Consider the following 21769-nt stretch of genomic DNA (forward strand, 5'->3'; position numbering starts at 1 on the left):
CAGCCGTAGATGTGAAGATTGGGGACGTAGCGAGCAAGTTGCAGCAGGATACGAATACGCAAAACATCGCGACGAACCGTGCGGATCTGGACGCAGGATGGGATGCGAAGGTAGGGAATAATACTATCAACGTGAACCCGTCGCACAATGACTTAACGTTTGCGGCAGCAGACGAACATGTAACGGTGACAGCGGACGGTCGGACGGTCAAGGTAGGGGTAACGGGTCTTGCCGATACGGAACTGAGCAACATAAGCGATGCAGGCAAGGCCGTGGTAACGAACATCGCCAGAGATGCCATTACGGTAGAAGGCGGCGGAGGAATTGATGTAGCGCAGAGCGCGGATAAGAGCACCTATACAGTAAAAGCCAACCTTTCAGATAACCTGACGTTGCGTGAAGGAAACATCGACCTGGCGAACGTAGTGAAGATTGGTAACGGTACGGATGTCCATACGGTAACGGTTGACGGGACCGTAGGCGAAGTGACGGGGCTGACCAATACCAACTGGAGCAAGAATGAGGTTTACAATGCCGGCCGTGCCGCAACGGAAGAACAACTGAAGGATTTGTACGAAGCGGCCAAGGGTGACGCGATTAGCAACGTGAAGCTGAAGTTCCAGGGTGAGACAGGCAATGCGATAGAACGTGGCAATAACGAGATCCTGCAGGTCGTAGGCGATGGAAGTAACATCACTACTCAGTCGGAATACGACAAGATTAAAGTAGAACTGGCCAAAAACCTGAAGGTGGACAGTGTCACCGCAGGCAGCACTGTCATCAGCAATGACGGTGTAACGGCTGCTAAAGTTACCGTAGGCGATACGGTAATCGAAGACGGGCAAATAAATGTTGGCAATACCGTTATCGAAGAGAACAAAATTACCATGGGCGATACCTTCATTACCAATAAATCCGTGACGACTCAATCCGTAACGGCAGATGAGGTCACCACAGGGGATACTACCATGAACAGCGACGGCCTTACCATTGCAGGGGGTCCGTCCGTCACCAAAGATGGTATCAGCGGAGGCGGCAAAAAGATTACGGGTGTAGCGGCCGGTACTGAAGGCACTGACGCTGTGAACCTGGAGCAGCTGAACGCGGCTACTGCCGGTTCCCGGACTGAAGTAAAGGATGGAACTAATATTGCTTCTGTTGAGAGAAGAATGGCGGCTGACGGCCATGCTATCTATACCGTCAACGCAGACGGTGCTTCCGTAAGCGCAGGTTCTGACGCACTCACTGTGACCGAAAGCGCAAAGGACGTCAATAACGTAACCGACTACAAGGTAGACCTGAGCGAAGCAACCAGGGCGACCCTGGATAAAGTGGAAAACGAAGGCCTTACCTTTGCTGGCGATACTGGAACCGGCAACAAGATCAAACTGGGCGACACCCTGAACATCAAAGGCGGCGCTGCAGGTAATCTCAGCGCTGAGAATATCGGTGTGGAAGGCGATGGCGATACCCTGAACGTCAAGCTGGCGAAGGATATCAACGACGTGGATACCCTACAGGTGAACAAGTCTGTGAAGGTGGGCAACACGACCATCGAAGACAACAGGATCGCCGTGGGCGGTACCGTCATTGCCAACGACGCTGTCACCACCAAATCAGTGACGGCGGATGAGGTGGTGGCAGGCGATACTGTCATCAACACCAGCGGTGTAACTGCTGATAAGTTCACGGCAGGGGATACTGCTATCAGCGGCGATGGCCTCACGGTGGCAGGCGGTCCATCCGTAACGAAGAAGGGCGTTGACGCCGGCGGCCAGAAGGTCACCAACGTAGCCCCCGGCGACGAGGACACGGACGCGGCCAATATGGGACAACTGCGTGAACTGGCGGAAAATGCCGGAACTGTCATCAACAACGTAAGCAATGAAGTGAACCGTCTGGATGACCGTATGAGGAAAGGCCTGGCCGGCGCGGCAGCTCTGGCGGCTCTGCATCCTATCGAGATGGACAGTAAGTTCGGCATGGGGTTGGGTTATGGTAATTACCGGAGCGCTAACGCCATGGCCATGGGCCTGTTCTACCGTCCGCAGGATAACCTGATGTTCAGTATCGGCGGCAGCATGGGCAACGGTGAAAATATGATGAACGCTGGTATCACTATTGCTCTTGATAAAGGATTCAATACCAGTAAAGCGCTGATGGCGAAGCGGTTGCAGACACAGGGCGAGGTACTGGAAGAACAGCGAAAAGCAAACGCAGAACAGGAAGCAAAGATCCAGGCTCTGGAAACGGAAAACGCGGCAATCAAAGAGCAGAACGAAAGATTGGAAGCCCGGCTGGCCGCGATTGAAGCGAAATTGGGGAAATAGCCTGAGAAGGAAATTGTGGTTTTCCAAAACTGCTTTGATTCAACGTTGTATTTAGGAACTGTTTGTGGTACCATAATATAGAGGTCACGGCCTTGCCCTGACCTCTTTTTGTAGTTTATTCAGGAAACCGATTTTCATGAAAGAACGCATACTGGAACGCCTGGCCGCGGTAAAGGAACTGAAGGTCGCGGCGGCGTTGTATAAAAAGAGAAAAGGCTGTGTGCTTTCAGGGCTGGACGGAACTGTCAAAGCCTTGTATTTGTGCGCCCTGATGCAGACTGTTAAAGCTAAGACGCTGGTGCTTCTGGTGTCCGGACGGGACGCAGTACGGGAATACCGGCAGACACTGGCTTACCTCTGTCCGGAACTGCCGATGCAGGAGTTTTACCCTACGAACCTGCCCCGGGTACAGGCGGACAGCCGGAACCTGGAGATTCAGGCGGGGAGGGCGGCAGCCTTACGCCTGATTGCCGGCGAAGAACCGGGCATAGTGTTCGTTACGGCAGAAGCGTTGCAACAGAAACTGGCCCGTCCTTCCGGGGTATCCAAAAACAGTCTGGAAATTGCCGTGGGCGCTATGCTGGAGCAGGATCAGTGTATTGAAACCTTGGTTGCCATAGGCTATGAACACACCGATGAAGTGGATACGATCGGCCAGTTTTCGGTGCGGGGCGGCATCATCGATGTGTTCCCCCTGAACAGTCAGAATCCGGCTCGTATCGAATGGTTTGATGCGGACATTGACGGTATTCGCTTTTATGATATGGAAACAAAGCGTTCGCTGGAAAACACGGAAACACTGCGAATCGTCCCCCTGCAGATGCAGACATCGGAAGAAGCTTTTGATGCGTATCTGAGGGACTACGGGGCTTCGGATACGCTTTTTGTGATGGATGAACCGGCGCAGATGAAAGAGGCGCTGGAGCGTTTGTACAAAGAAGGACAGTCCTATAAAGAAGAACTCTGGACACCGGATGAAATCTGGGATATGGAAGAAAAGCAGCCTGCTGTTACAGTTTCCGCATTGGATACCAGTTACTTTGCCGGTTTTACGCATATGCAGGTACCGGTACGCAGGGTCACGTCCTATAACCGCAGCATCGACCGGCTGATTGAAGACTTGCAGAACCTTCTTGCGGAAGGCAGCCAGCCTTATATTATGATGAGCACCGTGCTGAAGGCCCGGGGTATTACGGAGAGCCTGCTGCAAAGGGGAATCCCATCCGTCTGTCTGGCTGACGGAGCGGAAGACTCTGAAAAGGTGAACGTGGGCTTTGGAGAACTGTTCAATGGCTTCCGGTTCTGGAATGAAAACTGGCTGCTGCTGACAGAAAACGATATTTACGGACTGCAGCGGCGCCGCCGTTTCAAGTCAAAGCATAAAGGTGCGAAACTGCAATATTTTACCGATATTAAAGGCGGCGATTATGTAGTGCATGATGTGCACGGTATCGGCCGCTATATAGGCGTGGAAACCATGCTGGTGGACGGTATGCACCGGGACTATCTGCTGCTGCAGTATGCAGGCAGCGACCGTTTGTTTGTACCGGTAGACCAGGTAGGTATGTTGCACAAATATGTGGGCAGCGAGGGCATCACGCCCAAACTGTCCAAAATGGGCGGTGCCGACTGGAAGCGCATGAAGACCAAAGCTTCCACGGCCATAACCCAGCTGGCGGAGGAACTGATCCGTCTCTATGCCCTGCGGAAGATTACCAACGGCTATGCCTATGGACCGGACTCTGATCTGCAACGCGAGTTTGAGGAACGCTTCCCCTTTGAAGAAACGCCGGACCAGCTGAAAGCCATTGCCGAAATCAAAGCGGATATGGAAAAACCCATACCCATGGACCGACTGCTGTGCGGGGATGTGGGCTACGGAAAGACGGAAGTGGCCTTGAGGGCCGCCTTTAAGGCGGTGATGGACGGAAAACAGACGGCTTTGCTTGTTCCCACCACGGTACTGGCACAGCAGCATCTGCTCACCTGCCGGGAACGGCTGGAACCCTTTGGGGTGCGGATCGCAATGGTCAGCCGGTTTGTTTCCAATAAGGAAATTAAGCAGACGCTAAAAAGGTTGGAACAGGGTGACATTGACATTGTAATCGGTACTCACCGGCTGTTGCAGGCTGATGTAATGTTCCATGATTTGGGGCTTCTGATCATTGACGAAGAACAGCGCTTCGGTGTGGCCCAGAAGGAAAAAATCAAACAGTGGAAACAGGGAATCGACGTGCTTGCATTATCTGCTACACCTATACCCCGCACGCTGCATATGGCCCTGGTCAGCAGCCGGGATATGAGCCTCATTGAGTCCCCGCCGGAAGACCGCCTGCCGGTGGAAACGTACGTGGCGGAATATGACGAGGGCATGATTAAGGAAGCTCTGGAGCGGGAACTGCGCCGGGGCGGCCGGATCTATTACATTCATAACCGTGTCAGCGGGTTGCCGCTGATTGCGGAACGGCTGCAACGGCTGGTGCCGGGCATCAATGTGCGTATTGGTCACGGACAGATGAGTGAAGACCGGCTGGAAGACGCCATGATGTCCTTCTACGAAGGCAGTTGCGATGTACTGTTGTGTACTACGATTGTAGAAAACGGGCTGGACGTGCCGCTGGCCAATACGATCATCGTGGACGGGGCGGAGAATTTCGGCCTCTCCCAGCTATACCAGATGCGGGGGCGGGTAGGCCGTTCCTCCCGTCTGGCCTATGCGTATTTTCTGTATCGAAAGAATAAGTCTCTCAGCGAGGTGGCGGCCAAACGGCTGCAGGCCATTCGCGATTTTACAGAGCTGGGGGCAGGCTTTAAGATAGCCATGCGGGATCTGGAAATACGGGGCGCCGGCAACCTGCTGGGACCCCAGCAGCACGGCTATATTGCAGGAATCGGGTTTGCCGCCTATTGTGACCTGCTGGAACAAACTATCAAACGGCTCCAGAACGGCTCCCTGAATGTGGAACGGGAACCGGACCCGATTCTGGAGATTCCGCTGAATGCTTATATTCCGGATTTTTATATTGCCAATCCCCGGTACAAGCTGGAATTGTACCGCCGTTTTGTGGATTTGGCCTGGGGTGAGGAAGAGGATTTGATGGATGAGATCATTGACCGTTTCGGAACCCCGCCGGAAGAAGTGGAACTGCTGTGGCGTCTGGCCAAAGTCCGCGCTGTATGCCGTAAGATGAAAATCCGCCGGATTAATGTGCGGGCGGGGATGATCCGCATCACCTTTGCGGAGCATCCTGAAGTGAACGGGGATGCGCTGGTGAGGATGGCGGAAAAGAACAGACGGTATATGAAGCTGGAACCAGGAAGGGAAATGGCGCTTCTGTTCCGGACGTCTTCTCTGGAAATCGAACCGCTGGAGTGGCTTGAAAATAATTTGATGAAATTGATCAAATGAGACTGTGATGGGAGTCGTAAAGATGGGTAAGGACAGATTTCTGAAAGGGGCCCTGATCTTAACCGTGGCAGGATTAATGGTTAAAGTCATCGGCTCGGTGAACCGTATCCTGCTGTCCCGCTTATTGGGGGGCGAAGGTATCGGTTTATATCAGATGGCTTATCCCATTTACCTGCTCATGCTTTCCGTCTGCTCGGCCGGTGTGCCAGTAGCAGTCTCCATCATTGTGGCGGAAAAAGTTGCCAAAGACGATTATGTCCAGGCACACAGGATTTTTAAGGTTACGTTAGGACTGATGGCAGTATTTGGTCTGCTTTTTGCCCTGACATTGTACGGACTGGCCGGTTTTCTAGTGAGCAGTGGGTGGATCCGGGACAGCCGGGCTTATTATGCGCTGGTGGTATTGACGCCGGCTGTATTTTTTTCCAGTATCCTGGCCAGCTTCCGGGGCTATTTCCAGGGTTACCAGATGATGACCCCTCCGGCAGTGTCCCAGATTCTGGAACAGCTTGTGCGTGTGTTGGTCATGATCGGCCTGGCTTATTTCCTGCTTCCCCGGGGGCTGGAATTCGCTGCGGCCGGCGCAGCTTTCGGAGCGGTGCCCGGCGGGTTGATGGGACTGCTTGTACTCACCTGGTTTTACCGGAAAGCGCGAAAGGACTGGAAACGGAGAATTAAAGAGCAGGCGGCAACGGTTGAGGAAAGCGTGGGTTCTATCGCCCGACGTCTGATATTGCTGGCCATTCCCGTTTCCTGCGCCAACCTGCTGATACCGGTTACCAGCAGCATAGACATGCTTCTGGTACCGAACGGACTGGGGCGGGCCGGTTTTGGGGTAGAAGCGGCCACTACACTGTTCGGTTATCTAACCGGTATGGCCCAACCCCTGATGATGATGGCTACCATACCTACAATGTCGCTGGCGGCAAGTCTTGTACCTGCGGTTTCGGAAGCCTGTACTTTGCACCGTCCGGATGAAATATTACGCAAGACATCTTCTGCTTTTAAAATCTGTATGCTTGTGGTTGTTCCGGCTTCTGTGGGAATGTGGACTCTGGCAGGACCCATATCCGGCACGTTGTACGGTACGATGAAGGCTGCGCCGGTCATTGCTCATCTGGCACCGTCCATTGCTTTCCTGGGAGTATTCCAGGTTACTACCGGAGCCTTACAGGGATTCGGAAAAACGCTGATACCCATGTGGAATATGTTGTTTGGCGCGGTAGTGAAAGCGATTGCTGTGTGGCAGCTTACTTCCTTGCCAGCGTTTCATGTTTTAGGCGCGGCCTGGGCTTCCAATCTTAATTTTGCCCTGGTGGCGGCAATCAATATTCTTTTCCTGTATCGGAGCGGCATCCCGTTTCCACTTTGGGACAGCCTGAAAATTCTGCTGGCCTCCCTGTGTATGGGCATGGCCGGAAGAGCAGTGGCATTGTTTTTTATGGATAAGAGCGGAGTTTTGGCTGCGTTGGTCAGCGGCATGACTGTATCAGGCCTTGTCTATGTGGCTGCGGTGATACTGTCCGGCTGCCTGACCAGGGAAGAAGCAGCACGGCTGCCGGTTCTTGGAAAATATCTGCGGAAGTTTTGGCATTAATCAGTGTTTCCCCAACGGAATGGAGGGCATACGTATGGAATCGAAAAACAAAACAGGTCTTGAGGATTGCAAAATGAAAGGAACGTTGACCATTGTCGGTCTGGGGCCGGGAGCAGCAGGTCATCTTTCCCTGGAAACGTTAAAACTTCTGGAGGAACGGTTTGTGATTTTAAGGACAGAGGTTCACCCTACTGTGGCGGAACTGAAACGCAGGGGCATCTCTTTCATTTCCTGTGATGCCTGGTATGAAAAGGAAGCAACTTTTGAAGAAGTGTATGATAAAATCTCCTCTTTCGTTATAGAACAGGCCAAGAATAAAGAAGTGGTCTACGCGGTACCCGGCAGCCCGCTGGTAGCGGAGCGGACGGTGACATTGCTGAGGGAAAAGGCGAAAAGGAACAATATCCCTCTAACCATTAAACCGGCTATGAGTTTTCTGGATCTGGCTTATGTTGATTTGGGAATCGACCCTATTGACGGGTTGCGGATCATTGACGCACAGGATTTTTCTGCTCTGGCGGATGCAGGACAGTACCCTTTGATGGTAACCCAGGTTTATAACCAGATGGTGGCTTCGGATATGAAGCTGACCCTGATGGATATCCTGCCGGATGAGACTGAAGTGTATTTCCTCCGCAATCTGGGACTGGAAGATGAAGAGTGCCGTAAGATACCGCTCTTTGAAATGGACAGGCAGCCTGTCATCGACCATCTGACCAGCGTGTTTATTCCCCGCCAGCCTGAGGAGGCTCTGCAGACGATGCTGCAAAGCGCGGAAGATGACAGTGACACAGGCGGGTATTGGGAACGTTTCCCGTTGCTGCAACACAAAACACAGTTTGACGTTCGCCCCCTGGCGGATGTGATGCAGGTACTGCGTGAACCTGGCGGATGCCCCTGGGACCGGGAGCAGGATTTTGATACGATTCGTGCCAACCTGATTGAAGAGTGTTATGAATTCCTGGAAGCGGTGGACGATAAAGATACCCACGGCATGGTGGAAGAACTGGGCGATATCCTGATGCAGGTGGTATTCCATGCCCGTATGGCAGAGGAAAAAGGAATGTTTACCCTGCAGGATGTCATCGATGGCGTGACGGATAAACTGATTGAACGGCATCCACATGTGTTCGGGACAGTCAAGGTAGCAAACAGCGACGAAGTGCTTACTAACTGGGAGGCCATCAAACTGCAGGAAAAACCGGAACGGGAACGGGTGTTGGATGGTATTTATAAAGGCTTGCCTTCTTTGCTGCGTGCTCATAAGATACAAAAACGGGTTGCCAAGGTAGGATTTGACTGGACGGAAACCGAAGAAGTAAAGAAAAAAGTGCTGGAAGAATGGAAAGAGTTTAACGACGCGGCGACCTTGCAGGATCAGAAAGCGATGGAGTGGGAACTGGGGGACCTGTACTTTTCTCTGGTAAATTTTGCCCGCCACCTGGGACTTGAAAGCGAAACAGCATTGAACCGCTGCAACAACCGGTTCGTCGTGCGCTTTGAACATGTGGAGGACCGCGTGAAAGAATCAGGGAAACCCTGGAGTGAATATTCCCTGGAGGAACTGGACCGGTTCTGGGATGAAGCAAAAGAAAACGAAGTACCGGCTGATTAAGTTTGTAATACATATAGAAGGCAGACATTGCCTGTCCTCTGGTTTTTTGTTATACTGAATTATAATGGTTTTTCTGTGAAGGGAGTGAACGTCATGGCAACTCGCGACAACGAAAAGAAAAGCCGCATAGCCAGGGATTTCCGCCGGGTCCTGATCGTTCTCGTCATCATATTTGTGGCAATCTTAGGCCGGCAGGAGTATAAGATTTATCAGATACAGAAAGAAACGGAAGCTACCCAGAAACGGGTGGAAGAACTGCAGAAGCTGCAGGCGGATCTGGAAGCGGAGCGGAAGCGTTTATATGATCCCAAATATATTGAAAAGCTGGCGCGCGAAGATCATAACTATGTAAAAAAAGATGAAGTTCCGATTTTTATAGTTAAAGATAAGCAGGAAGATAAAAAGGACACGGGTGACGGCAAAGGCAATAATGAACAGCCTGGGAAAAAAGAAAGTGCTGAAAAAAAGACTGTTAATTAGCATTTTTATTGACACTGTTTATTTTATGGTGGTAAAATTATACTGCCTTATTTTTTGAGCAGGAGGAATTTTTGTTTTATGGCGATTGAAATTGGAGCTGTCGTAGAAGGCGAAGTTACCGGCATTACGAATTTTGGCGCGTTTCTTCAGCTTCCCGAGGGAAAAGTCGGACTGATTCATATTTCCGAGGTATCCAATGTTTATGTAAAGGATATTCATGACTTTTTAAAAGAGCATCAGAAGGTGAAAGCAAAGGTATTGTCGGTTGATGCCCGGGGTAAGATTGCGCTTTCTTTGAAACAGCTTGAAGAAAAACCGGAAACTCCTGCAAAACCTGTCAGACTTAAAGAGGCGCCTGTTGTGGAAAAGCGGGCTCCCCGCCAGACGGGCCCCTTGTCTTTTGAAGATAAATTATCCAAGTTTATGAAAGACAGCGACGACCGTCTGCTGGATCTGCGCAGAAATACGGAATCCAAGCGCGGAGGCCGCGGCTCGAGTCGTGATCGATAAAATCCAGGCACTCAGTAAGGGTGCCTGTTTTATTTTATGAATACAGTTGTTTAAGGATGTTTTGTGACACAAACTGACAGAAGACGGGTACGGAATGGTCATGAAGGAAACGGTGCTGGAGAAAGTGCCCCGCATTTTACGGGAAAAGCTGGATATTACAAAGAAATATGTAGCCGCAGTCAGCGGCGGTGCTGATTCCCTTGCGCTGGCAGATGCGTTGCAGCATTGCGGGTTCCGTTTTACCGTGTGTCATGTAGAGCATGGCATCCGGGCAGAGGAAAGCCTGGAAGACGCTGCTTATGTAGAAGAGTTTTGCAGGCAGAGAGGTATTGTTTTTTGCTGTAAACATGTTGACGCGCAGGAATTACAGAAAAGAGAAAAACTGTCGCTGGAAGACGCCGCCCGCCGGCTTCGTTACCGGGCGCTGTTTCAGTGTGTGGAGGAAACAGGAGCTGATTTCATTCTTACAGCGCATCAGAAGGACGATCAGGCAGAAACTTTTCTGTTGCGGCTGTTGCGCGGTTCAGGCACCCGGGGGCTGGGAGCCATACGGTTCCGGCAGGACATTGTTCTGCGCCCGTTACTTCCTCTTTCAGCGGCGGAGTTACGGAAGTATTGTACAGCCAGGGGAATCTTCTGGCGGGAAGATGCGACAAACGAAGATTTGTATTATGCCCGCAACCGGATCCGCAAAGTTTTGATTCCCTTCCTGGAAGAAGGGTTTTCTCCTTCGGTTACGGACATTTTATGCAGGACAGCAGAACATCTTCAGACTGACGAAACGTTTCTGGAAGAACTGGCTTTGACGGAGTTCTGGAAACGATGGAGAACCCCTGGCGAAAACCAAAACGGTGTTCTGCAGATAAGGAAGTGGGAGGAAGTTCCTGCGGCATTGCGGTTCAGGGTACTGCGGCTGTTCTGGCATCATTCGGGCGCCCGTGAAGAATTGTCGGGAATCAATCTGGATGATTTGGGAAATTTGATAAGTAATCATAGCAGTGGCAAAAAAATTTTGCTGCCGGGCAGTTGGCAAGCATTGTATTCTTATGATAAACTAATATTATTCTCTGAAGAGAATTTAAGGGGCTTGCGGAAAAACAACAATTGGAAATATGCAATTGATCTGGAACGGCTTCCCGGAGCACTGTCTGCTGACGGAACGGGGTTGTCAGAGGTTCATTTTCCGGATCATCGGATTGCGCAGTTGTCTATTGCAAAAGACCTGCCGGCCTACCGGTACCGGGAACAGATGGTTTATCCCCTTAGTCAGTTAAAAAGTATGGGTAACATATTGGAATTCCGGTACAGGCAGTCAGGGGACAGGATATTTCCGCTAAAAGGAACAGGGCATAAAACGCTGAAAAAGTATCTGATAGATTGCAGGATACCTGTGGAAGACAGGGACAGACTGGTAATTGCGGCAGTGGGAAATGAGGTCGTGTGGATTCCGGGCGTTGCCAATGCCCGGTGGGAAACAGGCTTGACCGGCTCAGAAGATCCGGCCCGGGAGCAGGGCTGGCTGTTAATAAATATTAAATAAGGATGGTGTTTGTTATGCATGAAGATATAAAATCGGTTCTGATTACGGAAGAGCAGATTAAAAAGAGAGTACAGGAGATGGGTGAACAGCTTTCCAAAGAGTATGCCGGAAAACGGGTGATCCTGATCTGCCTGCTGAAAGGCGCGGCGTTCTTTGCCTGTGACCTGAGCCGGGCTATGTCTATACCGGTACGGATGGAATTCATGGTGGCTTCTTCCTATGGAGACGGCACTACAACTTCCGGCAGCGTGGCTGTGCGTCTGGACGTAAAGGATGATATTGCGGGCATGCATGTTTTGCTGGTTGACGATATCATCGATACGGGGCTGACTTTTGCCAGGGTCAAGACGTTGCTGGAAACCAAAAAGCCGGCGTCCATCAAAACCGTTGCTATGTGCGATAAGGAAGACAGACGGCAGAACGGCCTGGAGGCGGATTATGTGGGCTTTACCATTCCGGATGAGTTTGTGGTGGGCTATGGTCTGGATTATGCGGGAGACTACCGCAACCTGCCATTTATTGGTGTGCTGAAGCCTTCAGTTTATGCCCGGGCTTAAGCGGTTTTCCGCTTTACCTGTTTGTGTTATTCGATAAAATTGGAAAGGAGGAAACGTTTTTGTTCAAGTTCTTTAAAAACGTTGCCTTTTATTTATTGATAGTGATTGCCGCAATCTGGGCAATGGATCATTATTCTGCTGGCAATACGGCGAAAACAGATATTTCTTACACAGCATTTATGAAGCATGTGCAGCAGGATGAGGTCCGCTCCGTCACAATCAGTGAAAATTCAATTACAGGGCTGTTAAAAGACGGCAAGACCTTTACGACGGTTGCGCCTAATGATTCCACACTTATTTCAACGCTGCGTTCCCGGGATGTGGAAATTAAGGCGGAACTGCCGCCCCAGACGCCCTGGTGGGCAACGCTGCTGAGCACGCTGCTTCCCATGGTACTGATCGTTGGACTGTGGTTTGTGCTGATGAACCAGAGCAGCGGCGGAAGCCGGATGATGAATTTCGGCAAGAGTAATGCCCGCCGTTATGACGAAAGCAAAAACAAGATTACGTTTAAAGATGTGGCCGGAGCAGATGAGGCCAAGCAGGAACTGCAGGAGGTCGTGGAATTTTTAAAGCATCCCCAGCGGTATAATGCGCTGGGCGCTAAAATTCCCAAAGGAGTACTGCTGTACGGACCGCCGGGTACCGGCAAGACGTTGCTTGCCCGGGCTGTGGCTGGCGAAGCCGGTGTGCCCTTCTTCACTATTTCCGGTTCGGACTTTGTGGAAATGTTTGTGGGCGTTGGCGCGTCCCGTGTACGTGATTTGTTTGATCAGGCAAAAAAAAATGCGCCCTGTATCGTTTTCATTGATGAAATTGATGCGGTAGGGCGGCAACGCGGCGCCGGTGTAGGCGGCGGCCACGATGAAAGAGAACAGACACTGAATCAGCTGCTGGTCGAGATGGACGGTTTCGGTATCAACGAAGGCATCATCATGATTGCAGCAACGAACCGCCCGGATATTCTGGATCATGCTTTGTTACGTCCCGGCCGTTTTGACCGGCAGATTGTAGTAGACCGTCCGGATATGAGGGGGCGGGAAGCGATTCTGAACGTGCATGCCAAAGGCAAGCCTATGGCTCCGGATGTTGACATGACTACCATTGCCAAGCAGACGACAGGTTTTACCGGGGCTGACCTTGCAAATCTGGTCAATGAGGCTGCGCTGCTGACAGCCCGACGCAATGTGCCCATGATTGACATGAAGGCTATGAATGAAGCGGCGGAGCGTGTTGTGATGGGACCGGAACGCCGCAGTCATCTCGTGAGTGAGCCGGAGAAAAAGCTGACGGCCTATCACGAAACCGGACATACCCTGATTGGACTGCTTCATAACGATGTGAGCGTAGTACATAAGGTGACGATCATACCCAGGGGCCGGGCAGGCGGCTACACCATGAGCCTCCCCAAAGAAGACAGGAATTACCAGACAAAGTCGGAAATGCTGGACGAATTGCAGATGCTGCTGGGCGGCCGGGTTGCGGAAGCCATTGTGCTGAAGGATATTTCCAGCGGGGCCAGCAGTGATTTGCAGCGGGCTACCGAGCTGGCCCGGAAAATGGTTTGCCAGTACGGCATGAGCGACCGTCTGGGTTCCATGACCTTCGGACATCCGGAAGAAGAAGTCTTTCTGGGCAGGGATATCGCAAGAGAAAAGTACAGCAATGAAGTGGCGGCTGTTATTGACGAAGAAGTCCGTCGTCTGATGGATGAGGCCTACAAAGGCGCTGAAAAGCTTTTGCAGGAGAATATGGATAAACTGGTGCTGATTGCGGAAACTCTTATGCAGAAAGAAACGCTGGATGGGAGACAGCTGCAGGAACTCATGAGCCAGGGATATCTGACAGAAGACGGACCGGCGTTGCAGGCAGTCGAGCAGCCTGTCGGCGAGTTGGGCTGATGTCCGGTTGCAAAACGTATCGACCGGCTTGCGTATAAAGTAATCAATATCTTGCTTAATCATTGAAAAATGCGGAGGCGTTGTTATGCGTGCCAAAATTCTGGGTTTGTTGCGTGAAAGGATGCCGGAACCGGTTTCAGGAGAGGAAATTTCCTCCAAGCTGGGGGTTTCCCGCACGGCTGTCTGGAAACATATCCAATCGTTAAAAAATACGGGCTATGATATTGAATCGGTGCCCAAGAAAGGCTACATTTTGCATAAAGCCCCGGATTTACTGAGCCCGGAGGAAATCGTTGCGCATCTGAAAACAAAATGGGTAGGACATCATATCCATTATTTAAAAGAAGTCAATTCCAGCAATGAAGTGGGAAAACGTCTGGCAGATCAGGGCTGCGCGGACGGTCTGGTCGTGGTGGCGGAAGAGCAGACCAGCGGTAAAGGACGCCTTTCCCGTGGCTGGTTTTCCCCTATGGGGTATGGGGTGTGGTGCAGCGTCATCTTACGTCCGCCGTTCATGCCTTCGGAAGCTTCCAAATGCACCCTGCTGGCAGCGGTAGCTGTCATCAAAGCTATCAATAAGTATAAAGGCGTCAATGCGAAAATCAAATGGCCTAATGATGTCCTGTTGGAAGGGAAAAAGATGGTAGGCATCCTGACGGAGATGAGCGCCGAATTTGGCAAGATTAACTATATCGTCATTGGCACGGGCATCAACACCAATGTACCCAGATCCATTATTCCCGATGAGCTGAAAGAACTGGCGATTTCCGTGGCGGATGTGGCGACGGAACCGATTGAGCGGGTGCAGATACTGGCTGATTACCTGAAAAATATAGAAGACCTGTATGAGACGGTCTTACGGGATGGTTTTGGGCCTGTGCTGGATGAATGGCGGAAGTATTCTGATACCATCGGGCAGGCGGTTAAAGTCATTGCCCCGGATAAGACCTATTTTGGGACGGCTGTGGATATTGATGAGGAAGGTCTGCTGGTGGTCAGAAAAGAGGATGGAACGATGGAAAAAGTTATTGCAGGCGATGTTTCCATCCGTCCGGCGAAGGCTAAAGGAAAACGGTATTCCTGACTTGTAATGTGACAGAGGTTCCCTTTGTTTAGAGTGTCGGCTGTATATACGTTATATGCATTTTTATAGCTGGTAAGGAGGCAACATATGTTACTGGTAATTGATGTAGGAAACACGAATACGGTGGCTGGTATTTATGACGGGAAAAAGCTGGTAGATAACTGGCGCTTTTCTTCAGACCGTTCCAAAACGGCTGATGAATTCGGCATGTTTATGAACAGTATGCTGAACTTTTCCGGATTGAAGAAGGAACAGGTAACGGACATTATTATTTCCAGCGTAGTTCCTCCGGTACTGGTTCCCCTGTGCCATATGTGTGAACGGTTTTTCAAAATTAAGCCATTGGTTGTTGGGCAGGGACTGAAGATAGGTCTGCAGTTGCGCTATGAGAATCCCAAGGAAATCGGCGCGGACCGGATTGTAAATGCGGTGGCAGCCTACGACAGATACGCCCATCTGAAACGGCCTATGATCATTATTGATTTTGGAACCGCTACGACATTCTGTGCTCTGCTGGCTACGGGCGAGTATCTGGGCGGTGCCATCTGCCCCGGTATCGGGATTTCTTCGGAGGCTCTTTTCCAGCGGACTGCGAAACTGCCGCGTATAGAGCTGATTCCGCCCAAAAAAGCAATCTGCGGCAATACGGTGGATGCCATGCGTTCCGGTATCATGTTCGGTTACTATGGACTGATCAAAGAAATTGTGGCCCGGATGAAAGAAGAACTGGGCGGTGACGCTTTGGTCATTGCTACCGGCGGCTTTGGCAATACGATGGCCCAGGGCACGGACTGTATTGACGAAGTAGACCAGATGCTTACCCTAGAAGGCCTGCGCCTTATTTTTGAAAAGAACAAAAAATAATTGGCAGAACCTATTGCGGACGGGGAGAGCGTCTTTCCGTCCGTGTTTTTATCTTACTAAAGGGTTTTGTAAATACTATGAGAATTGGAAACATAGAATTAGACACGCCGGTGGCTTTGGCGCCGATGGCAGGCATCAGCGATCTGCCGTACCGGGTCATCTGCCGGAGATTTGGCTGCGGGCTTACAGTATCGGAAATGGTCAGTGCCAAAGGGTTGTTATATAAAAATGAAAAAACATTTGCTATGCTGCAGATTGATGAAGCGGAACGTCCAACAGCCATCCAGCTTTTCGGCTCGGTTCCGGAAGAACTGGCGGAAGCGGCCAGAATCGTGGAAGCACAGGGGGCAGATATCATCGATTTTAACATGGGATGTCCTGTACCCAAGGTGGTTAATAACGGAGAAGGTTCCGCTTTAATGAAGACTCCGGAACTGGCAGGTAAAATTCTGGAAGCCATGGTCAGAGCGGTTAGGATTCCTGTAACGGTTAAGCTTCGCGCCGGCTGGGATGAAGAACACAGGAACGCCGTTGAAATAGCAAAGATTGCCGAGGCATCGGGCGTTGCGGCAGTGGCTGTCCATGGCAGGACCCGGAACCAGTTTTATATGGGGAAAGCGGACTGGGAAATCATCCGCCGGGTAAAAGCTGCGGTGCGGATTCCCGTGTTTGGTAACGGGGATATTTTTGCCATGGAGGACGGGCTTCGCATGTTTAAAGAAACAAACTGTGATGGTGTAATGCTGGCCAGAGGCGCCTACGGAAATCCCTGGCTGTTTACCCAATTACGTGCGGCTTTGGAAGGAAAAGATATTCCAGTAGTAATAGATGAAGAAAAACTGCGGCAGATTATACTGCATGCAACTGCTCTTGTGGATTTTAAAGGAGAGAAGGTTGCCATACGGGAGATGCGCAGCCACGCTTCCGCTTATATCAAAGGTCTTCCCCGTGCCTCCGAATATAGGGAAAATTTTCATAAACTTGGGACGTTGCGGGAAATGGTTGATTTGGTGAATTCTTACGGGACTTTTTTGCAAAGTAGCAGGTAAAATGCTTTCGGACAGTAATGCTGTTGAATAACTGTATGCGGCCGTGAATGTTTCTTAAAAATTATTGTAGTTTGATTGTTTTATTTACGGCAATGTGATACAATACACTTTCGGAAAAATATCTTTGCAGGTATGCTTGTTTATGGATTCAGAAGAACTACAGAAGTCTGGACAAAAGAAAAGCGTAATCAGTATCAGCATCGGCTCTTCCAAACGTGATGCCAAAGGCAGTCTTTTTTTAGGGGAGACAGAAGTCACGCTGGAACGAAAGGGTACGGACGGCGATATTAAAGAGGCAGCCCGGTTATTTCAGTTTTATGACGGAAAAGTCGATGCGATGGGATTAGGTGGAACGGACCTGTATCTGGTAGCCGGTAATCACCGGTATGTTTTCGCAGAATCTGAAAAGTTGGTAAAACACGTCAGATATACGCCGGTTTTGGATGGCAGCGGTCTGAAAAACACATTGGAACGTATGGCGGTCCGGTATCTGTCAGATAAGCAGATCGTTGATTTTACGGGGAAAAATGTATTGCTGGTCTGTGCAGTAGACCGCTTCGGTATGGCGGAAGCGTTGGCAGAACAGAATTGCAGGGTCTTGTTTGGTGATATTATTTACGGACTGGGGTGCAATATTCCCATAAGGAGTCTGGGGGCTTTGCGACGCTGGGCAGCGGTGCTTGTTCCTATTATTACCAGACTGCCGGTCAAGTGGATGTACCCCACAGGAAAAAAACAGGAATCCCACATAAGCAGACATCCCGAGTATTTTATAAACAGCGATATCATTGCAGGGGACTTTTTGTTTATCAAACGGTTTATGCCCTCCCGTCTTGAAGGGAAAACGGTAATTACGAATACAGTAACTGCAACAGACCGGCTGATGTTAAAAGATGCCGGTATTAAAACGTTGGTTACGACTACGCCATGTCTGCAGGGACGGAGTTTTGGCACGAATGTGCTGGAAGCAGCAATCGTAGCTGTTTCCGGGGGTAAGAAGGCACTACAACCGGAAGAATACGAAGCGTTCATTAAAAAACATGAGATTTTGCCGTCGGTAGAGCATTTTCAGTAAGGAGCAGGAAAGAATGGAGAAATTTGCGTTTGTGCTGCATCCTCTTTCATTAGAGGATATGCAGATGGTTTCGCCTTTTGTCAGGTATGTTCCTGATTTCCTGCTGGAATATATGTTGAAGAAGAAAAAACCGTTTGAAGTCTCGCATATCACCGGGGTTAAAAGTGCGTATGCAGAAGCGGAGGGATGGTTTGTCGGCTGCCCGCTGACAGCAAAGCAGATGATGGAACTGCCGGAAGAGTTTGTTATTGACCGGATTGTGGAAACGGGCAAGGTTGCGGAAGAACTGGGAGCAAAGATCCTTGGTCTGGGAGCCTTTACTTCTATTGTGGGTGATGCCGGTATAACAATAGCGGAACGTTTAAATATTGCGGTAACGTCCGGTAACAGTTATACGGTTGCGACAGCATTGGAAGGCACCCGGGAAGCGGCCCGTCTCATGGGGAAAGACCTGCGGAATGCTGAAGTAGCGATTATCGGGGCCAGCGGTTCGATTGGCTCAGCCTGCGCGCGTATCCTGTCCCGCGAGGTGCGACATATCAATCTTGTCGCCAGACGTATCGGTCCTTTGGAAGAACTGGCGCAGGAACTGAACGGGCACGACGTAGCAACGTTTTCGGTGAGTTCGGATGTAAAAAAAAGCCTGCATAAAGCAGATGTCGTTATTGCGGTTACCAGCGCAGTTGATTTTATTATAGATCCCTCTGATTTGAAATCCGGCGCCGTTGTATGTGATGTGGCCCGGCCACGCAATGTATCCCGGAATGTGTCCGCGCTCCGGAATGATGTACTGGTGATTGAAGGTGGCGTGATTCATGTCCCCGGAAACGTGGATTTCCGCTTTAACTTCGGCTTTCCGCCCCATACCTGTTTTGCCTGTATGGCGGAAACCATGATACTTGCCTTGGAAGGCAGGTATGAGAATTTTACACTGGGGAGAAACCTGGATCCGGCGCAGATTGATACGATATCCGAATTAGCTGCAAAACACGGTTTTACACTGGCGGGATTCCGCAACTTCGAACATGCGGTAACTCCGGAAATGATAGAAAAGATAAAGGGAAATGTGAAACGGTAAGGGAATTCCGGGTTGCTGAACCTGTTCAGCCGTAGAGGAAGAGCAAACGAATGAGTCCACAGTTTCTTTCTATTTGACAAGGGTAATATAAGAATTTATAATATTAACTAACCGTTTTTACGGTATCGGTGTGAGGCCGGTACTTTTAGTATGGTGTAACATTGGAGGAATGATCATGACATCAAAAGAAACAATATTGACTGCCGAAGGTCTTGCAAAACTGGAAGCTGAACTGGAGGAACTTCGCACTGTCAAGCGCCTGGAGAATGAAGAGCGCCTGCACGAAGCTATTGCTCACGGTGACCTCAGCGAAAACTCCGAATATGTTTCTGCGAAAGATGAACAGGCCCGTATTGAAGGTCGCATTCTGGAGCTGGAACAAATGGTTAACACGGCCAAGGTAATTGATAATACAAAAAAACGGAAAACAAAAGTTGAATTAGGCGCAACAGTTGATATTGAAGATCTTGCTCCGGAATTTGAAGAAGACCGTCTGCAGTCTTATACCGTTGTTGGCACGACGGAAGCGGATCCATTCGCGGGACGGATTTCCAACGAGTCGCCTATAGGAGCTGCTATCATGGGCAAGAAAGTTGGTGCCGTAGTCACGGTACGCACTCCGGTGGGGGATCATCAGTATAAGATAGTTAAGATTAAATAATCAGGAGAAACAGAATGGCAGAAGACAAGAAGAATGTTCAGGGTAAACAGGCTCCGGTAATGGACATTAATGAACAGATGCAGAACCGTATCGATAAGATGCATAAGCTGGAAGAGCGGGGAATCCGTCCTTTCGGTCACCGGTTTGACTGGACCCATCATACCAAAGAGATTTATGAAAATGTGGAGAAGATGGAAGCGGACGGAACCGTTGTCAAGGCTGCCGGCCGTGTGATGGCAATCCGCGGCCACGGCAAAACCAGCTTTATCGATTTGCAGGACAGTACCGGGAAAATCCAGCTTTACACCCGTAAAGACATCCTTGGGGAAGATAATTACTCCCTGATTAAGCTGATGGATATCGGCGACATTATCGGTGTAACAGGCACAGTATTTAAAACCCACATGGGCGAACCATCTATCCGTGTTGAGAATCTGGAGTTCCTGTCCAAAGCGCTGAAACCGCTTCCGGAAAAATGGCATGGGCTTACCAATGTAGACCTGCGTTACCGGCAACGGTATCTGGATCTGATTGTTAATCCGGACGTGAGAGATGTATTTATCAAACGTACCCAGATTATCAAGAGTATCCGTGAAATCCTGGACAATGAAGGTTATTTGGAAGTGGAGACCCCGGTTCTGAATACGATTTCCGGCGGTGCCACGGCGCGTCCCTTTATTACCTATCATAATGCGCTGGATATCCAGCTGTATCTGCGTATTGCTACGGAACTGAACCTGAAACGCCTGATTGTCGGCGGCCTGGAGCGGGTATACGAAATCGGCCGTATTTTCAGAAACGAAGGCATCGACATTAAACATAATCCGGAATTTACCAGCATCGAACTGTATCAGGCTTATGGCGATATGGATACCATGATGGATATTGCGGAAAAGATCGTAACGGAAACAGCGCAGAAAGTATTAGGCACTTTGCAGATCGTTTACGAAGGACAGGAAATTAATTTAGCCGGTCCCTGGCCCCGTGTTACCATGATTGATGCGGTAAAACAGTACAGCGGAGCAGATTTTAACGGTGTGACAGATCTGGCAACGGCACGGAAGACGGCTGACGAGGCTCATGTGGAGTATGAAGAATCCTGGGGTGTGGGCAAGATCATTAACGCTTTCTTTGATGAATTCGTAGAAGACAAACTGATCCAGCCGATTTTTATTTACAAGTACCCCAAAGAGATTTCGCCTCTTGCCAAGAGCAGTGTGGAGGATCCTGAGATTACAGACCGTTTTGAAGGTTTTATTTATGGACGTGAGTTATGCAACGGCTTTACCGAGCTGAATGATCCTATCGACCAGCGGGAGCGCTTTGTAAAACAGATGGAAGAGCGCGCTGCCGGTGATGAAGAGGCCGGTATGATGGATGAAGACTTTATCAATGCGTTGATGCATGGTCTGCCGCCTACCGGTGGTCTGGGCATCGGTATTGACCGCCTGGTTATGTTCCTGACAGGCGCTGTTTCCATCCGTGATGTATTGCTGTTCCCGACCATGAAACCTCTGGCGCAGGAAAAATCGGAAAACGAAGAAGACGCTGAGGAAAGTAAATAAACAGGCGAACAAGTTTGTTTGGAGTTGACTATCGGTAAAGACTCTGGACATATGTATTTTAAGAGAGGCGTGAGCCTCTCTTTTTTTGTGCTTTTGCCTGATTTTTACGGAAATGAGAACAATAAAAAAATAATCTTTTGTTTTTTACAAAAAGGTGTTGACAAAGGGAAAAAGAAGTGCTATTATAACCAAGTCGTCAATCGACGGCGGAACCTTGAGAACTGAATAACGAACCAGATGAATGTGCGGGTCAGCCCCTTCGGGGACAGACCTGAAAAGTCAAAGAAATTCTGAACAACAAGAAGAGCCGAATCGGCTTTCTATAAAGTATTATGGAGAGTTTGATCCTGGCTCAGGACGAACGCTGGCGGCGTGCCTAACACATGCAAGTCGAACGGGGATTTTGTTTCGGCAGAATCCTAGTGGCGAACGGGTGAGTAACGCGTAGGCAACC

General features: G+C 50.1%; 16 protein-coding genes and 1 rRNA gene. All 17 read left to right on the forward strand.

The genetic code is table 11. From position 1 onward, the window contains the following. Window positions 1–2330 (forward strand): YadA-like family protein (locus tag BM159_RS10885; RefSeq protein WP_177206030.1); only part of this gene is annotated, 2330 nt, incomplete at its 5' end. A 136-nt stretch (window positions 2331–2466) separates the two neighbouring features. After that, entirely contained in the window at window positions 2467–5739 is a 3273-nt protein-coding gene (mfd, locus tag BM159_RS10890) for a transcription-repair coupling factor (protein ID WP_093914254.1), read from the forward strand. A gap of 22 nt (window positions 5740–5761) precedes the next feature. After that, a complete protein-coding gene (locus BM159_RS10895) occupies window positions 5762–7336 on the forward strand; it encodes a putative polysaccharide biosynthesis protein (RefSeq protein WP_093914255.1) in 1575 nt (524 codons plus the stop codon). Window positions 7337–7370: 34 nt separating this feature from the next. After that, entirely contained in the window at window positions 7371–8951 is a 1581-nt protein-coding gene (gene yabN, locus BM159_RS10900; protein ID WP_245763712.1) for a bifunctional methyltransferase/pyrophosphohydrolase YabN, read from the forward strand. Between the two features lie 93 nt (window positions 8952–9044). Then, window positions 9045–9431, forward strand: a complete 387-nt coding sequence (locus BM159_RS10905) for an FtsB family cell division protein (RefSeq protein ID WP_143089442.1) — start codon at window positions 9045–9047, stop codon at window positions 9429–9431. Window positions 9432–9509: 78 nt separating this feature from the next. Continuing rightward, a complete protein-coding gene (locus BM159_RS10910) occupies window positions 9510–9941 on the forward strand; it encodes a S1 RNA-binding domain-containing protein (protein WP_093914257.1) in 432 nt (143 codons plus the stop codon). 94 nt (window positions 9942–10035) lie between these two features. Next, the gene (tilS, locus tag BM159_RS10915) at window positions 10036–11481 is read left to right on the forward strand and encodes a tRNA lysidine(34) synthetase TilS (RefSeq protein ID WP_093914258.1); all 1446 of its coding nucleotides are present in this window, start codon (window positions 10036–10038) and stop codon (window positions 11479–11481) included. A gap of 14 nt (window positions 11482–11495) precedes the next feature. Next, window positions 11496–12038 (forward strand): hypoxanthine phosphoribosyltransferase, encoded by a 543-nt coding sequence (gene hpt / locus BM159_RS10920; protein ID WP_093914269.1) that lies wholly within the window; start codon window positions 11496–11498, stop codon window positions 12036–12038. Between the two features lie 59 nt (window positions 12039–12097). After that, complete coding sequence (ftsH, locus tag BM159_RS10925; protein ID WP_093914259.1) at window positions 12098–13939, forward strand: ATP-dependent zinc metalloprotease FtsH; 1842 nt, start codon at window positions 12098–12100, stop codon at window positions 13937–13939. A gap of 85 nt (window positions 13940–14024) precedes the next feature. Next, entirely contained in the window at window positions 14025–15023 is a 999-nt protein-coding gene (locus BM159_RS10930) for a biotin--[acetyl-CoA-carboxylase] ligase (RefSeq protein ID WP_093914260.1), read from the forward strand. Window positions 15024–15110: 87 nt separating this feature from the next. Beyond that, the gene (locus BM159_RS10935) at window positions 15111–15887 is read left to right on the forward strand and encodes a type III pantothenate kinase (RefSeq protein ID WP_093914261.1); all 777 of its coding nucleotides are present in this window, start codon (window positions 15111–15113) and stop codon (window positions 15885–15887) included. A gap of 77 nt (window positions 15888–15964) precedes the next feature. Further along, on the forward strand, window positions 15965–16936 hold the full coding sequence (dusB, locus tag BM159_RS10940) for a tRNA dihydrouridine synthase DusB (protein ID WP_093914262.1): 972 nt from the start codon (window positions 15965–15967) through the stop codon (window positions 16934–16936). Window positions 16937–17078: 142 nt separating this feature from the next. Further along, on the forward strand, window positions 17079–18011 hold the full coding sequence (locus BM159_RS10945; protein WP_093914263.1) for a quinate 5-dehydrogenase: 933 nt from the start codon (window positions 17079–17081) through the stop codon (window positions 18009–18011). 13 nt (window positions 18012–18024) lie between these two features. After that, entirely contained in the window at window positions 18025–19089 is a 1065-nt protein-coding gene (locus tag BM159_RS10950) for a shikimate dehydrogenase (RefSeq protein WP_093914264.1), read from the forward strand. 175 nt (window positions 19090–19264) lie between these two features. Next, complete coding sequence (greA, locus tag BM159_RS10955; RefSeq protein ID WP_093914265.1) at window positions 19265–19750, forward strand: transcription elongation factor GreA; 486 nt, start codon at window positions 19265–19267, stop codon at window positions 19748–19750. A 14-nt stretch (window positions 19751–19764) separates the two neighbouring features. Further along, a complete protein-coding gene (gene lysS / locus BM159_RS10960; protein WP_093914266.1) occupies window positions 19765–21315 on the forward strand; it encodes a lysine--tRNA ligase in 1551 nt (516 codons plus the stop codon). 329 nt (window positions 21316–21644) lie between these two features. Further along, window positions 21645–21769: ribosomal RNA gene (locus BM159_RS10970) — 16S ribosomal RNA — on the forward strand; the annotation flags it as partial.

Origin of the sequence: Succiniclasticum ruminis DSM 9236 (assembly GCF_900112895.1) — a bacterium.
Lineage (GTDB): Bacteria > Bacillota > Negativicutes > Acidaminococcales > Acidaminococcaceae > Succiniclasticum > Succiniclasticum ruminis.